Genomic DNA, 15,266 nt, shown 5'->3' with positions numbered 1-15,266 from the left:
AAATATCTTCTGAAAGGGAAACCGTTTTCGTTCTCGGATCATAGTGATCCGTAAGACTTCCGCGGATCGGAACCACCTGTACGTCTGTGATCCCAGCCGCTCTCAGGATCCTCTGTGCAGCTTCCGCACCAGTGATACCTGAATGACTCCGGACCTTTTTATAGACTGCAAAGGTACTGCGCAGCTTCGCGGATGCCGCAAGAGAAAGAAGCATTCCGATCACGAGCAAAAGAATCGTGGGGTCCATTCCCCATCCGTAATAACCATATCCGTACATAACTCATCACTCCCTGGAATCTCTGAACATGTCTCCTGGTTTCAACTGATATCCCCGAAGGAACGCATCCGCTTCCATGCGTTTTTTGCCTTCCAGCTGCACTTCATGAAGCACGAGTACCTTCTGGCCGCATGCTACCTGGATTCCTCCTTTGTCAGCGGCTATCACAGTTCCCGGTGCTTCCTGTGCCTGTTTTTCCAGAACAGAGCTCTTCCAGACCTTCAATGTTTTTCCATTGATAAAGGTAAAAGCGCTTGGCCATGGATCAAGGCCTCTTACCAGACGCTCCAGTTCTTCCGCATTTTTGCTGAAATCCAGAAGCCCCATTTTTTTGGAGATCATGGCAGCATATGGTGTTGGACTCTCCTCCGGCTGTTTCTCGCGGGTTGCAGTTCCGTCAAAAATGGACGGTAAGGTCTGTACCAGAAGCTCTGCACCTGCCTGTGCGAGCTTATCAAACAAGCTTCCACCTGTCTCATCTTTGGCAAGCGGAACCACGATCCTGGAAATCATATCACCGGTATCCAGACCGGTTCCCATCTGCATAATGGTAACGCCGGATTCTTTTTCACCGTCGATCACCGCCTGCTGGATCGGTGCAGCTCCACGATATTTAGGAAGCAGAGACGCATGGATATTGATACATCCGAATCTCGGCATATCCAGGATGCTCTTTGGAATGATCTGCCCGAATGCCGCAACAATGATGATGTCCGGTGCAAGATTTTTCAGTTCTTCCACAAATTCAGGATCTCTTACCTTCACCGGCTGCAGTACTGGGATCCCGTGTTTCAGTGCTTCTTCTTTTACAGGAGTAGGCATCATAGTTTTGCCTCTGCCCTTCGGTTTGTCCGGCTGTGTGATCACAGCCTCCACTTCATATCCGTTCTCTGCCAGTGCTGCAAGAGGCGCCACCGCAAAGTCCGGAGTTCCCATATAAATAATCTTCATAGTATCCCGCCTTTAGTCTTCTTCATCATAAGTTACCTTGTGAAGTTCTCCCTCCACAAGTTCTGTATACATTTTTCCATCCAGATGGTCAATCTCATGACAGAACGCTCTTGCCAGAAGGCCCTCTCCCTCGTAGATCTGTTCGTCCATATTTACATCAAGTGCTTTTACCTTCACATAGTTCGGACGTGTTACCTGTCCTGCCATTCCCGGAACGCTCAGGCATCCCTCGTCACCGGTCTGCTCGCCGCTTGTCTCAAGGATCTCCGGATTGATCAGCACGATCGGGCCCTCACCTACATCGATGACAACGATACGTTTCAGGATTCCTACCTGTGGTGCAGCGAGGCCAACACCCATTGCATCATACATGGTATCCAGCATATCTGTGATCAGTTCCCCGATCCTCGGTGTCATTTTGTCTACTGTCCGGGATTTTTTTGTCAGTACAGAATCCCCCTGTACACGGATTGTTCTAAGTGCCATTTTTCTTCTCCTTTAATTCATATCAAATTGAATGTATATTTTCCGGAATCCGGAATTTATCTCTATATATTTCTCCAGCTTCTCTCTGACTGCTGTGAGAAAGCAGATATCCCTGTGCTTCAAATGGATCACCTGACGATAAACATCCTTTACCTTACCTACCGATGCAGCTGCAGGTCCGATCATGTGAAGCTCTTCCTTCGGACTTACCCTGCGGATAAAAACTTCTATATAATACATGGCATTTTTCAGAAGTTCTTCATCCTGGCAGGCGCCAAAAACAGTCATCATATGGGCTGCCGGCGGATAGTCCAGAAGCATCCGATACCCCATTTCTTCTTTATAAAATTTCTTATAATCCTGAATAGCCGCAGCCTGGATACTGTAATGCTCCGGCTGATATGTCTGGATCACCGCCTGCCCCGGCCGATTCCCTCTGCCGGAACGTCCAACTGCCTGAGTCAGAAGCTGGAATGTACGCTCCCCGCAGTGATAGTCATCCATATTCAGCGAAAGATCTGCTGCAATCACTCCTACCAGAGTCACATTCGGAAAATCATGTCCCTTGACGATCATCTGGGTCCCCACCAGAATATCTGCCTCATGCTTTGCAAAAGAAGCCAGGATCTTCTCATAGCTGTCCTTGGTCCTTGTGGTATCAAAATCCATTCGAAGTACCCTGGCTTTCGGGAATTCTTTTTCAATGACCTTCTCGATCTGCTGGGTTCCTGCCTTAAATCCACCAATGTGCGGTGAACCACAGGACGGACAGATTTCCGGTTTCACAGTCTCATAGCCGCAATAATGACAGATCAGACGATTGCCATTGTGTTCACTTAGAGATACATCACAGTGGGGACATTTCATAACGTGACCGCAGGCTCTGCAGGAAACAAAGCCCGCATATCCTCTCCGGTTCAGAAACAGCATGGCCTGTTCTCTTCTTTCAAGGACCTGCTCCAGATCCCTCTTCAGCTCCAGACTCAGTACCGAGCGGTTTCCTTTCTTTAATTCTTCCCGAAGATCCACGATTGATACCTGTGGAAGAGGCCTTTCCTCATAACGTGCGTTTAACTTTACCAGAAGATATTCTCCGTCACAGGCATGACTGTAGGCTTCCAATGACGGAGTGGCTGATCCCATGACCACACGGGCATGTTCCATTCGTGCCCTCTCAATGGCAGTCTCACGTGCATGGTACCTTGGCGTATTCTCACTTTTGTAGGTGGGTTCATGCTCTTCGTCGATAACGATCAGTCCCAGATCTGAAAACGGTGTGAACAGTGCGGATCTGGGTCCTACCATCACCTGGATCTCACCACGTTTTGCTCTTTTGAACTGATCATAACGTTCTCCCTGGGAAAGTCTGGAGTTCAGAACCGAAACCTTATCTCCGAACATGGCATAAAAGCGCCTAACTGTCTGATAAGTAAGCGCGATCTCAGGGATCAGCACGATCGCCTGTTTTCCCTCCTCCAGTACCTTCTGGATCAGGCGCATATAAACCTGGGTCTTTCCGCTTCCGGTCACTCCGAAAAGAAGTGCAGGCCTTGGGTCCGGCTCCTGCCATTCCCGAAAGATCTGCTCTGCCGCCAAAAGCTGTTCCTGGTTCAGACTCAGTTCCATGTTCTCCTTCACCAAGCCGAGCCCCTCGGGAATGCGATACATTTCCTGACTTTCAATAGTTATCAGACCTTTTTTCTCAAAAAAATCAAGAACGGAAATGCCGGCTCCAAGCTCTTTGGAGGCATAGGTATAATCTAGGCTCCCGGCCTCCAGGATTGCCCGAAGGAACCGCTCACGTGCTTTAAAGCGGCTGCCTTCCAGCTTGCCAAGAAGTGCCTGCCCCTCTTCCTTTTTCCCTGTAAAAAGGATCAGTCTTTTCTCTTTTGCACGGACCTTGTCTTTTACAGGCAGAACTGTTTTCAGTGCCTGGATCATGGTGGAGCCATAGGTCTCCTTCATCCAGGCCGCAAGTGCGATCAGCCGGGATTCTGTTGTCTCACTGTCTGTGGAAACTCCCCGAATCTCCTTGAGCTTTGACGCATCATATTTCGCCGTTCCGGAGATCCCGGTCACATAGCCTTTCCGAAGGGTATTTCCCTTTCCGAAGGGCACTGTGACCACAACTCCAGGTTTTATTGCCTGCACTAGTTCCTCAGGTACACGATACTGAAAATCCCGGTCCAGCTTTTCATGGGAAATATCAATGATCACATCTGCATAGATCATCCATTTACGCTTTCTGATCTTCTTCCAGGATCTCCCGGATCAGTACACGCTCATCCATGGGATATTTCTTACCCTTGATCTCCTGATAATCCTCATGGCCCTTTCCAGCAAGGACGATGATATCTCCCGGCTCACCATGATGGATCGCATAGGCGATCGCTTCTTTACGATCCGGGATCTCTACATATTTTCCGTCTGTTTTTGCCATTCCGATCTTGATATCATCGATGATGGCCTGCGGATCCTCATCTCGCGGATTATCTGAAGTAATGATGGTCAGATCTGCCATCTTTCCGGAAACCTCACCCATCTCATAACGGCGCAGCTTGGAACGGTTTCCGCCACAGCCAAACAGGCATACCAGTCTGTGCGGATCATATTCCTTCAGTGTTCCGAGAAGGCTCTCCAGCGCCATCGCATTATGTGCGTAATCGATCATCAGTGTAAATTCGTCAGATACCTTGATCATCTCAATACGGCCTTTGACTTTGGCTACCTTCAGAGCTTTGATGATATTCTCCTCAGATACCTTAAAATGACGGCAGATGGCAATGGCTGTCAGAGAATTGTAAATGCTGAATTTACCCGGAATATCGATCTCCACCGGAAAATCCATAAGCCCCTTCACATGGTAGGAAATTCCCAGATAGCCCTTTCTTCCAACGAGTCTGGCATCCTCTGCACGGAGATCTGCTTTTTCGGAAAATCCGTAGGTTTCAAGTTTGCAGGTGTGGCCTTCGATAATGCGGTCAAAGTGTTCATCGTCACGATTTACGATACCAACCTTACACTGCTTGAGAAGCATGGATTTGCAGTGCAGATAATCATCAAAATCCTTGTGCTCATTTGGTCCGATATGATCCGGTTCAATATTTGTGAAAATTCCAAAATCAAACACAAATCCCTGTGTCCTGTGAAGCATCAGTCCCTGTGAAGAAACCTCCATAACCACCGCATCGCAGCCTGCTTCTACCATATCATGAAAATATTTCTGTACCATATAGGATTCCGGTGTCGTGTTGGCTGCCGGGATATGTTCCTCTCCGATAACAGCCTCAATGGTGCCGATCAGACCAACCTTATATCCGGCATTCTCAAGGATGGATTTCACCATATAGGTTGTGGTTGTTTTTCCCTTGGTTCCGGTGATACCGATGGTTTTGAGTTTTTCTGCCGGATGTCCGAACCATGCTGCGGAAATAAAGGCCATAGCGTAGCGGGTACCCTCTACCTGGATCACTGTCACATCCTCCGGTGCCTCCACCGCTTCTTCAACAATAAGTGTCTTCGCACCCTTTGCCACAACATCAGGTACGAATTTATGTCCATCCACAACCGCACCTCTGATGCAGATAAAAAGGCTCCCTTCTTCTACTTTACGGGAATCATATACAACAGAAGAAACCTCCTGCTCTGTACTTCCCTGAAGGCATTTGTATTCAAGATGTTCCAATAAGGATAAAAGATTCATTTTTTCTCCTCCATTTTCCCTTTTTCCGGTCTGACGGACAGCACATCGGAAGCAGGAAATACACTGTTCTTGTTTTCTGTACATACCATATAGAATAGCACACCTCCCCCCTGTTTTCAACGTTTCTTTGAGGTACGGTCACCTTGCAAAATATCAGCTTGTTACTGTTCACTCCGCTCTCAGTAACATCAGCTTTTCCCATAAATATCCGCATATTTTTTCCGGAGCCAGATACCGCCCAGCACAGTCACCAAAGCTGTCACTGCCAGAAGAGTCCACAGCTCCCTCCTGGTATCATCTCCTGTCTTCGGATGTGTGGACGCAGCTCTTGCCATCTGTATCTGACCGGAAGCCGGATCCTGGTCATCACTCTGCAAATAAAGCCTTTCTTCCGGTGTAACGGTCACCCTTCCTTTTACCGTGACAGAAGCGGAGGCCTCCATCAATCGCTCTCCGGTTTCCTGACTTGTGACCGTCACCTGGTTAAAAAGCTTCTGATCCGCTGTTTTTCCCGGGATCTTCACCACAGCCTGAAGAGAAACTGCCTCTCCCGGCGGGATCTGTTGGATCATTGCCTTTGTACGGCTGCTGTTGAGCGTTACACCTTCCTGCTCCAGAAACTGTGCATGGATCCCTGCTACCTGAAAGCGCTCCGTTCCCACAACCGAATGAAGCGTTTTTTCACCGGTATTCACGATACAGATCTGATAGGTCACAGTCTCCCCCGGTGCAGCGGTTTCTTTGTCTGCAGTTTTCTTCACAGAAAGATCCGCCTTCAGTGCCTCCAGACCATTTATAACGGAGGCGTTCTTGCGGATCACCTCCTCCGGCCTGTCCTTCACTCTGGCCTCTGCTTCCACCTGGTGCTCCAAATCTTTTTCCTGTTCATCCAAAAGCGGCGCCTGTACATAAAAGCTCCGGCTCTCTCCGGCTTTTAATTCCGCAAATCCCGCCACGGCACCTTCTGTCAGAAGGCCTTCTGCATCTTCCCACAGCTGCCGGATCTTAGGGCAGGAAAAGCTGCTGGTCAGACGGATATCTGCAAGATCCAGTTTTCCGGTATTAGCGATCTCCACCTGATAACGGATGGTCTGCCCTGCTTTCATTTTTTTATTCTGTGCAATTACCGACAATTCCATATCAGCCTCAGCAGCCTCCACGTCCAGCATAGGCGAGATTCCCTCTGCGATCACCAGCTCTTCCCCGTTTTCTTCTGTCATGAGAAAGGTTCCCGCACCGGTACAGTCCTTCTGAAGCGGTTCCTCCTGAGTCACAGGATAACTGCTTTTCTCTGCCGGAAAACGGTATTCCTGCCGCAGAATCAGCGGGATCCGGAAAAAGATCTCATCCTGCCCGTTCTGCTCCACGTTCAGCACGCTTTCCAGCTTTGTGATCTCTGTAGCTTCACCGCTCTGACTCCTTACAGAAATCTGCTGTGCAGCCATATTTTTCGGGACAGAATCCGTTTCCGGAACAAAATACTCAGAAATATACGTGACCAGCGTCAGCTTTTGCGTCTCCTCAAACTCACCTTCCTCTTCATTCCCTACATTTTCCCCTCCGGTCGACGTTCCTTCCGGTGTGAGCGGACCCGTTTTCTCCTGCTCTTCATCCTCCGGCTGTACTGTTTCCCCGGATGCCAGCTGCTCCACGTGCTCATATCCTTCCTCCATTTCTATTCCGATTCCTTCCACAACCTTATCCACCGGCAATTCCTGTTCTGTCTTTTCTTCCTGCTGCAAGTCATCCTCCGGCAGCTCCTGCTCTGGCTCCTTTTCCTGCTGCCAATCATCCTCTGGCAGCTCCGGCTCCGGCTCTTCTTCCTGCTGCAAGTCATCCTCCGGCAGCTCCGGTTCTATCTCTTCTTCCTGCTCCACCGATGGATCTTCAATCTTCTGAAGTTCATCGTCCCACTTCTCATTTTTCTCCTTATCCTCCGAAAACCTTCTCCCGGACAGCCATTCATTCAGGCCGCGAATCCGGATTCCAAGCTCCGCCTGTCCGGATTCTATGTCTTTCCAGAACACACTCTGATCGATAAACGGTGCCTGTCCCGGCAAAAAATCTGCTCCCAGAGTCAGCTTCGGTTCTATTGTTCCTCCCAGCATGGCTCCTGCCAGCACTGTCACAATTCCGGCTTTCTTCATCTGTTTCCATATTCTGTTTTTCATGGCTCTTCCTCATTTCTGCCTGATCTGGCATTTCTTATACACATGTTTTTTTTACAGAAACTTACTTTTCCACAGACAAAGGCATCCCTCCCCGGCAAATGATGCATGATCAATATTTTTTTCGATAAAATAAAATGGATTTCTGCATCGAAACGATGCGTGAACAGATCCCGCAGAATGCAGGATCAAGACTTTTTCAATGTATCACATTTTCAGACCATGCGCAACCGGATATAAAAATTATAAAGTTTGTTTAAACTTTCTTTATAAATTTTCCATTTCTTTTAGATTAACGACATATTTTAAACATATTTTCTCTATATAATAGGTGTTGGATAGATGAAAAACCACTCTCTATCTCCCCCCTCAAAAAATAGTAGGAATCAAACCGTCTGACTGGATCAGGCGGTTTTTCCTGTCTCGGAAAACACTCGATTTTCTATTGCATTTCCCACATAGGTCTTTTATAATAAAATATAATATTCGTGCATCGTTTTCGATGTACTCGTTACTGAATACAGTAACTGATTTCATTCCAATTTTTAAGAGAAACGAGGTATTTCCTATGAGCGAAAAAACCGTAGTAGTTGCATTAGGCCACCGGGCACTTGGCACCACACTTCCAGAGCAAAAAACAGCTACAAAACTCGCAGCGAAGGTAATCGCAGATCTGGTAGAGGAGGGAACCCGCGTAGTGATCTCCCACAGCAACGGTCCGCAGGTAGGGATGATCCACACCGCAATGAATGAATTCGGTAAGGCACATCCTGATTATACATTTGCACCAATGTCCGTATGTTCCGCCATGAGCCAGGGTTATATCGGCTATGACCTTCAGAACGCCATCCGTGCTGAGCTTATCTCCAGAGGGATCTACAAACCGGTCAGCACAGTTCTGACACAGGTTGTCATCGATCCATACGATGAAGCATTTGCAGAGCCAGAGAAGATCATTGGACGTGTTCTTAACGCAGAAGAGGCCGAGGCTGAAGAAGAAAAAGGAAACTTTGTCACAAAGGTGGGCGAGGGCCAGTACAGACGTATCCTTGCAGCACCGAAGCCACAGAAGATCGTAGAGATTGAAACCGTAAAGGTCCTCTCTGCAGCAGAGCAGATCGTCATTGCCGCAGGCGGTGGCGGAATCCCGGTTCTTGAGCAGGGAACTCAGCTGAATGGTGCCAGCGCCATCATCGAGAAAGACCTGGCAGCAGGACTTCTTGCAGAAGAACTGAACGCTGACACTCTGATGATCCTTACAAGCGTCGAGAAAGTAAGCCTTGACCATAATACGGATCACGAATCTTATCTGGATACTATTTCCACAGAAGATGCCAAGAAATATATTGCCGGCAAACAGTTTGCGGCAGGCTCCATGCTTCCTAAGATCGAAGCAGGTGTTTCCTTCGTGGAGAAGGGAACCGGACGCCGTACCATCATCACAGACATGGCCCATGCAAAAGACGGCTACCGTGAGAAGACCGGAACTATCATTAAATGATCATTTTACGGACTCAGAATACAAAGTGAACTATAAAACTTCACTTTACATAAAAATATCCCGCAGACGGCTGCTGGTCTTACCGGCAGCTCTGCGGGATATTTTTATATTGTCTGGCTGTCCGATCACTGTTCCACAGTTGATCGGACAGCTAGCATTTACATAGATTTTCGCTCAGCGATCTCAGCCATCTTCGCCTCATTCAGGCGGGTATCTCCATGGACACGGCTGTAGGAAAGATATCCGTTCATACGGTCGATCTTGGTCAGGTTTCTGGAACCGCAGACAGGGCATACATCCATCTCCAGTTCCTCATGACCACAATCGTCACAGTATGCAAGAGAAAGGTTCACTCCCTCATAATATCCCAGATCCATGGCTCTGCGGATCAGTGTACGGATAGCTTCCTTATTGTAGCCGATCGGATAACGTACATACTGAATCTTACCGCCATTGCAGAGCTCCCAGAAACGTCCCTCCAGATCCTGTTTCTCGATCGGAGTCACATCCTCTGTTACATGGCAGTGGAAGCTGTTGCTCACATATGGTCTGTCAGAAACGCCCTCAATGATTCCATACATCTTACGGAACTGCTCTACCTGCAGGCCACAAAGACTCTCTGCCGGTGTTCCGTAGATCGCATAAAGATAACCATCTTCCTTCTTGTACTGATTTACCTTGTCATTGATATATTTCAGGACCTCCAGAGCAAACGCCCCATCCTCGGCAATGGATTTGCCATTGTAAAGTTCCTGAAGCTCATTTAACGCTGTGATACCGAAGGAAGCTGTCATAGGCTTCAGGATCTTGCCAATCTTTTCATTCGGTTTCAGATGTCCGCCGTAGAAACCGCCTTCACAGTATGCAAGCGGGTTGGTGGATGCACGCATCTGTCCCAGATATTCGTAAGTGCGGATGTGCAGGTTACGGATCATTTCCAGATAGAAATCCAGAACCTCATAGAAATCTCTGCTCTCCGCTCTGGCCTTTGCAAGGATCATCGGAAGATGAAGGCTTACCGCACCAATGTTAAAACGTCCCACAAAAACAGGCGTATCATTCTCATCCGCCGGCTCCATACCGCCACGCTCATACCACGGACTTAAGAAAGCACGGCATCCCATCGGGCTGATGACCTTCTTGTATTTCCTGTACATACTGGAAATATAGCCTGCGCCGGACATAGACAGCCAGTCCGGATACATGGTTTTGGAGGAACACTCCACACCAGCCTCAAAAATATCCTCACAGCACTTTCCTGGACCATGGATCTCTTTGTCATAAAGGAATACGATCTTCGGGAAAAGTACCGGTTTCTTGTGTCCGGCCTTACCCTGTCCTCCCTGATGGACCTCAAGAAGGGAAATCGTACACATCTTCTCAAACTGCTCGGTTCCGAGACCAAGTGTCACCGTAACAAACGGATAATCACCTCTGGAAGAACCGACGGTATTCAGCTTGTACTCAATTCCCTGCCAGCCCTGGTCATAATCCCTGCGGACCTTATCAAGAGCATACTCAATAGCTCTCTCCTCACGGCCACTCCAGCTCTCGTCCGAGTATTTCATAAATTCGGAAATATATTTATCATAGCTCTTCTTTGCATACGGTGCCAGGATCTTATCAACCTCCGGCACTGTAAAGCCACCATACTGCTGTGCTGCTGTACTGAGAATGATATCCCCCATAACATCAAAGGCTGTATCCAGAGTCTTCGGCTCGTTATACCAGACATTTCCCATCTCAAAACCGCCACTTAAAACAGCTGCCACATCGAACAGACAGCAATTCATGGTATCCAGACGTGCAGACTGGTCATGAATATAAATGTAGCCGTCCTTACATGCCTGAAGCTCATTACGGTTCATAAAAAACTTCCGATAGAGTTCCTTGTTCAGCTCATTAAAGATCAGGCTTCGTTTCGTGGCAACAAGGGCGCTGTCTGTATTGGCATTACTTTTATCACCGATATAACGGATCGCCTGACTCTTGGTATAGACATCATCCATCATATGGATAAAATCCAGCTTGTAATTCCGATAATCACGGTAGCTCTTGGCAACTGCCGGATTCACACGCTCCAGAGCCCCCTCCACGATGTTGTGCATCTCCTGGATCTCGATCTCATTCTTTCCAAGGGAATCCGCATGCTCCTGGGCAAAACGGCAGATAAAATCCTTCTCCTCGTCTGAAAAAGTATAAAGAATACGCTCTGCGGATTTGTTCACGGCAGCCACGATCTTCTGCGGATTAAACTCCTCTCTTGTCCCGTCTTTCTTGATCACATATAACATTGCTCATCCCTCCCTGTGCTATATATAAGTCGCTATGCAAAATACTATATATAGTACCTATATCCTCTATATATTGTTTTTCATCTATATGTTGTGCTAGGCATGAGTATAACACAGCTGAGGAGAAAAGAAAAGGGATATTTCTGTATACACGAAAATACAGACACTTAGTACTGCCTGATCTCACTGCAGAAATATTCTCACAAATTCGTTCCGATCCAGTCTGTAAGAAAATCCCATAATTTCGGAAGCAGAATGGCCAGTGTCACTATAAACCATATGATCCAGCCTGCCCCACTGCTTTTCTGATCTTTTTTTTGCTGTTTTTTTCCCTGATCTAAAACTTCTGCACGATTTCTGCCCACCGTTGTTTTATTCCTGGTATTAACTGCCGCTGCAGTCTTACGTCCGGCTGCTGCACCTGTATTCCGGCTTCCGGTTAGATTCCGATTCAAATCGGTATTGCGGCTTGCATTCGTATTCCGGTTTGCGTTCGTATTCCGGTTTGCATTCGTATTCCGGTTTACGTTTCCGTTATGTTGTGTTGTTTGATCAGCATCCTGTCCATACTGCCGCATCATATCCCGCACTTTGGCGGAAGCATGTTTATAATGTATCTCCCGGGGCTCATTCAGATGATATAACACCTCATCATTTCTGTAAGGCATCCCACATAATGAACACCTGCCATTTACAACCTTACCCCCACAAACCTGACACCTTTGACCTGCCATAAGCTCCCTCCATTCTATCCGTCAAAACGGATATTTATATTTCCGTCGTAAACATAAGCATTCTTTTTTCAGTATATCACACCAGGCATTTAATACCCAGTATTTTTCTACGATACCCCAAAAGACTTCCCCTCTCATTATATTGCCACTCCACCCATTTTCTGTTATAATACCCCACAGAGCAATAAGCCTAAAAATCATCAGGAGGAGCCGATAATGAATACAATCACAATCCCCGCAACCTATCATGCAGACCTGAACCTCCATGACACACAGATTGCGATCAAAACAGTAAAAGATTTCTTCCAGCAGACACTCTCCCAGAAGCTGAACCTTCTTCGAGTATCCGCTCCAACATTTGTAGCACCGGAATCCGGCCTTAATGACAACCTTAATGGTGTAGAGCGCCCGGTAAGCTTTGATATCAAGGCTATCGAAGGAAGCAACGCCGAGATCGTACACTCCCTTGCCAAATGGAAACGCTACGCACTGAAAAAATACGGATTTTCTCACGGAGAAGGTCTTTACACAGATATGGTAGCCATCCGCCGGGATGAAGATCTGGACAATATCCACTCTGTTTACGTAGACCAGTGGGACTGGGAAAAGATCATCTCCAAAGAAGAACGTTCCATGGAGACTCTCAAGGAAACCGTACGCACCATTTACAGTGTCCTTCGTAAAACTGAGAAATACATGGCTGTACAGTATGACTACATCGAGGAGATCCTTCCAAAGGATATCTTCTTTATCACAACTCAGGAGCTTCTTGACATGTATCCGGACTGCACACCGAGGGAACGTGAATATCGGATCACCCGTGAAAAGGGCGCTGTCTTCCTTATGAAAGTCGGCAAAACCCTCACCAACGGCGAACGCCACGACGGACGTGCCCCGGACTATGATGACTGGGAACTGAACGGTGATATCCTCGTATACTATCCGGTACTTGACATTGCCCTTGAGCTTTCCTCAATGGGAATCCGTGTTGACGAGGACGCACTTGACCGTCAGCTTACCGAAGCAGGCTGTGATGACCGAAGAGAGCTTCCATTCCAGAAAGCAATCCTGAACAAAGAGCTTCCGTACACCATCGGTGGTGGTATCGGACAGTCCAGGATCTGTATGTTCTTCCTTCGTAAAGCACACATCGGAGAAGTACATGTCTCTCTCTGGCCGAAGGAGATCACAGATGCTGCAGAGACACACGGACTTCAGCTTCTCTAAAACAGCCTACAGATTTATTTATAATTTTCGCGGAAATGAGGTAATAACGTGAACATTCTGTTTTTTCTGATTCCCAAAAGCGAAGTAGCCTACATCTTTGAGGATGAAACTCTTCGCCAGACCCTCGAAAAAATGGAGCACCGCAAGTACTCCTGCATTCCTATCCTCACCATGGACGGCAAATATCTCGGCACCATCTCAGAGGGAGATCTCCTCTGGGGCATGCGCCGTGCAGATATCCACGACATCAAGGAAACAGAGGGAATCCCAATCATGGCGATTCCACGCCGTGCCACCTACAAACCGGTCCATGCAGATTCCAATATGGAAGATCTCCTGGATCGCGCCATTAATCAGAACTTCGTACCGGTGGTAGATGACCAGGGCTCCTTCATCGGAATCATAACCAGAAAATCTATCATCAAATACTGTTACAACGAAATAAAAGCCGCACAAAAAACTGCCGGTGAAGAAATCCACTGAGCAGCGGAAAGAAAAAGGATGGCTTCCGTTCCTGCACAGGTAGGAATCGGAAGCCATCCTTTTTTGATCCGGCAGTTGTATTCCGGATTTTTATTTTATTTTTTCGCGGATCATACTCAGTGCATCTTCATCTGCCACAACCGTGAGATCCGGGTGAAGCTGCAGGATAGATGCCGGAACCTTCGGTGTGATCGGTCCGTACAGGGAATTATACAGGGCTTCTGCCTTGGATGTTCCCGTTGCCACAAGAAGGATCTTTTTTGCAGCCATGATATTCCCGATTCCCATAGTGTAGGCCTGTTTCGGGACCTCATCCATGCTTTCAAAAAACCTTGAATTGGCCCTGATGGTACTTTCTGTCAGATCCACACAATGGGTTTCTTTTTCAAAGGCATCTCCTGGTTCATTGAAGCCGATGTGTCCGTTCCCGCCGATACCAAGCAGCTGCATATCCACACCTCCGGTTTGCCGGATGATTTCGTTATACTGTGCACATGCCTTATCGCTATCCTCTTCCAGTCCGTCAGGCACAAAGGTCCGTGCTTTGTCAATATTTACATGGTCAAAGAGATTATGATCCATAAAATAGCGGTAGCTCTGGTCATTGTCGCCGGAAAGTCCCTTGTACTCATCCAGATTCACACTTGTCACCCTGGAAAAATCCAGATCCCCTTTTTTGTACCATTCTACCAGTTGTGCATACATGCCCACAGGCGTGGAACCGGTAGCCAGTCCAAGAACTGCATCCGGTTTCATGATAATCTGTGCAGACATGATATTGGCTGCTTTTCTGCTTACATCCTGATAATCTTTTCCTGCGTAAATAATCATAGTTTTTTCCTCAGCTCTTATTCTGCGATCAGTTTATCCAGAAGCTCCTTGGCCATACGGATATCCTTTTTCTGTTCCTCACCGGAGATCTCACGCTCAATGGTAATATCTCCCTGATAACCGATCTCTTTCAGCTTTGCAATAAATGCAGGATAATTTACTTTACCCTGGCCAAGGGGAACCTCATCACCCAGATGATGTCCATCTGTTGGATATTTTCCATCTTTTCCGTGAATTCCCATGACATACTCACCGAAAACCTCCAGAGCATCTACCGGATTTGCCTTTCCGTACATAATCAGGTTTGCAGGATCAAGGTTAATTCCCACATTTCCTTTTCCGACAGCTTTCTCAATATCCTGGATCGCACGCTTTAATGTTACAGGAGTCTCCTGTCCTGTTTCAAACAGGAAGTTCTGACCATTTTCCTTACATTTTTCCACAATAGCCTTACATGCAACCAATACTTCCGCGTATTTCGGGTCGTATGGATTTTCCGGCATATAGCCAACGTGTGTTGCCAGGTCTGTCACATGGATCTTTTTCGCAAAGTCAGAACCTTCCATAAGCATCTTCAGTCTCTCAACTCTGTAATCAGACGGGATCAGGCC

The 15,266-nt window shown here is 47.4% G+C and carries 13 protein-coding genes; 3 read left to right on the top strand and 10 right to left on the bottom strand.

What is annotated here, in order from left to right; all coding sequences use genetic code 11:
* The 6 genes from AB5026_RS17625 to AB5026_RS17600 all read right to left on the bottom strand — a co-directional run.
* On the bottom strand, nt 1–277 hold a 277-nt coding region (locus AB5026_RS17625; protein WP_368214048.1), incomplete at its 3' end, for a zinc metallopeptidase.
* 6 nt (nt 278–283) lie between these two features.
* Nucleotides 284–1,228 (bottom strand): methionyl-tRNA formyltransferase, encoded by a 945-nt coding sequence (gene fmt, locus AB5026_RS17620; RefSeq protein WP_118623414.1) that lies wholly within the window; start codon nt 1,226–1,228, stop codon nt 284–286.
* Between the two features lie 12 nt (nt 1,229–1,240).
* Nucleotides 1,241–1,714 (bottom strand): peptide deformylase, encoded by a 474-nt coding sequence (gene def, locus AB5026_RS17615; RefSeq protein WP_022426881.1) that lies wholly within the window; start codon nt 1,712–1,714, stop codon nt 1,241–1,243.
* Between the two features lie 12 nt (nt 1,715–1,726).
* Nucleotides 1,727–3,946 carry a primosomal protein N' gene (gene priA, locus AB5026_RS17610; RefSeq protein ID WP_114002105.1) on the bottom strand — a complete coding sequence of 740 codons (2,220 nt, stop codon included), beginning with the start codon at nt 3,944–3,946 and terminating at the stop codon, nt 1,727–1,729.
* Between the two features lie 4 nt (nt 3,947–3,950).
* Nucleotides 3,951–5,417: a UDP-N-acetylmuramoyl-L-alanyl-D-glutamate--2,6-diaminopimelate ligase gene (locus AB5026_RS17605; protein WP_368214046.1), complete on the bottom strand. Its 1,467-nt coding sequence runs from the start codon at nt 5,415–5,417 to the stop codon at nt 3,951–3,953.
* Between the two features lie 188 nt (nt 5,418–5,605).
* Entirely contained in the window at nt 5,606–7,588 is a 1,983-nt protein-coding gene (locus AB5026_RS17600; RefSeq protein ID WP_368214044.1) for a hypothetical protein, read from the bottom strand.
* Nucleotides 7,589–8,153: 565 nt separating this feature from the next.
* On the opposite strand from AB5026_RS17600, the gene arcC reads away from it, so the two are divergent.
* Complete coding sequence (arcC, locus tag AB5026_RS17595; protein WP_015526125.1) at nt 8,154–9,086, top strand: carbamate kinase; 933 nt, start codon at nt 8,154–8,156, stop codon at nt 9,084–9,086.
* A gap of 158 nt (nt 9,087–9,244) precedes the next feature.
* Here arcC and nrdD read toward each other — a convergent pair whose 3' ends face one another.
* Both nrdD and AB5026_RS17585 read right to left on the bottom strand, forming a co-directional pair.
* Nucleotides 9,245–11,380, bottom strand: a complete 2,136-nt coding sequence (gene nrdD, locus AB5026_RS17590; protein ID WP_015526126.1) for an anaerobic ribonucleoside-triphosphate reductase — start codon at nt 11,378–11,380, stop codon at nt 9,245–9,247.
* Between the two features lie 200 nt (nt 11,381–11,580).
* Complete coding sequence (locus tag AB5026_RS17585; protein ID WP_022426876.1) at nt 11,581–12,114, bottom strand: hypothetical protein; 534 nt, start codon at nt 12,112–12,114, stop codon at nt 11,581–11,583.
* A gap of 216 nt (nt 12,115–12,330) precedes the next feature.
* Here AB5026_RS17585 and asnA point away from each other — a divergent pair, with 216 nt between their 5' ends.
* Nucleotides 12,331–13,341, top strand: a complete 1,011-nt coding sequence (gene asnA, locus AB5026_RS17580; protein WP_022426875.1) for an aspartate--ammonia ligase — start codon at nt 12,331–12,333, stop codon at nt 13,339–13,341.
* A gap of 48 nt (nt 13,342–13,389) precedes the next feature.
* Nucleotides 13,390–13,824, top strand: a complete 435-nt coding sequence (locus AB5026_RS17575) for a CBS domain-containing protein (RefSeq protein WP_021651604.1) — start codon at nt 13,390–13,392, stop codon at nt 13,822–13,824.
* Between the two features lie 90 nt (nt 13,825–13,914).
* Here AB5026_RS17575 and nagB read toward each other — a convergent pair whose 3' ends face one another.
* Together nagB and AB5026_RS17565 are read right to left on the bottom strand one after the other, a co-directional pair.
* Entirely contained in the window at nt 13,915–14,655 is a 741-nt protein-coding gene (nagB, locus tag AB5026_RS17570) for a glucosamine-6-phosphate deaminase (protein WP_022426874.1), read from the bottom strand.
* 17 nt (nt 14,656–14,672) lie between these two features.
* Nucleotides 14,673–15,266, bottom strand: a 594-nt coding sequence (locus tag AB5026_RS17565; protein ID WP_368214041.1) for a sugar phosphate isomerase/epimerase family protein, incomplete at its 5' end; no start/stop codon positions are given.

The organism is Blautia sp. RTP21359st1_E11_RTP21359_211015 (assembly GCF_040910705.1).
In the GTDB taxonomy this organism is placed as follows: Bacteria; Bacillota; Clostridia; order Lachnospirales; family Lachnospiraceae; genus Blautia_A; species Blautia_A fusiformis.
This window is presented reverse-complemented; position numbering and strand designations above follow the sequence as displayed.

Excerpts from the sequence above, each read along its gene's own strand:
- AB5026_RS17585 (WP_022426876.1), bottom strand. The coding sequence starts at position 12,114 with ATGGCAGGTCAAAGGTGTCAGGTTTGTGGGGGTAAGGTTGTAAATGGC.
- nagB (WP_022426874.1), bottom strand. The coding sequence starts at position 14,655 with ATGATTATTTACGCAGGAAAAGATTATCAGGATGTAAGCAGAAAAGCA.
- arcC (WP_015526125.1), top strand. The coding sequence starts at position 8,154 with ATGAGCGAAAAAACCGTAGTAGTTGCATTAGGCCACCGGGCACTTGGC.
- asnA (WP_022426875.1), top strand. The coding sequence starts at position 12,331 with ATGAATACAATCACAATCCCCGCAACCTATCATGCAGACCTGAACCTC.
- fmt (WP_118623414.1), bottom strand. The coding sequence starts at position 1,228 with ATGAAGATTATTTATATGGGAACTCCGGACTTTGCGGTGGCGCCTCTT.
- AB5026_RS17600 (WP_368214044.1), bottom strand. The coding sequence starts at position 7,588 with ATGAAAAACAGAATATGGAAACAGATGAAGAAAGCCGGAATTGTGACA.
- priA (WP_114002105.1), bottom strand. The coding sequence starts at position 3,946 with ATGATCTATGCAGATGTGATCATTGATATTTCCCATGAAAAGCTGGAC.
- nrdD (WP_015526126.1), bottom strand. The coding sequence starts at position 11,380 with ATGTTATATGTGATCAAGAAAGACGGGACAAGAGAGGAGTTTAATCCG.
- AB5026_RS17605 (WP_368214046.1), bottom strand. The coding sequence starts at position 5,417 with ATGAATCTTTTATCCTTATTGGAACATCTTGAATACAAATGCCTTCAG.
- def (WP_022426881.1), bottom strand. The coding sequence starts at position 1,714 with ATGGCACTTAGAACAATCCGTGTACAGGGGGATTCTGTACTGACAAAA.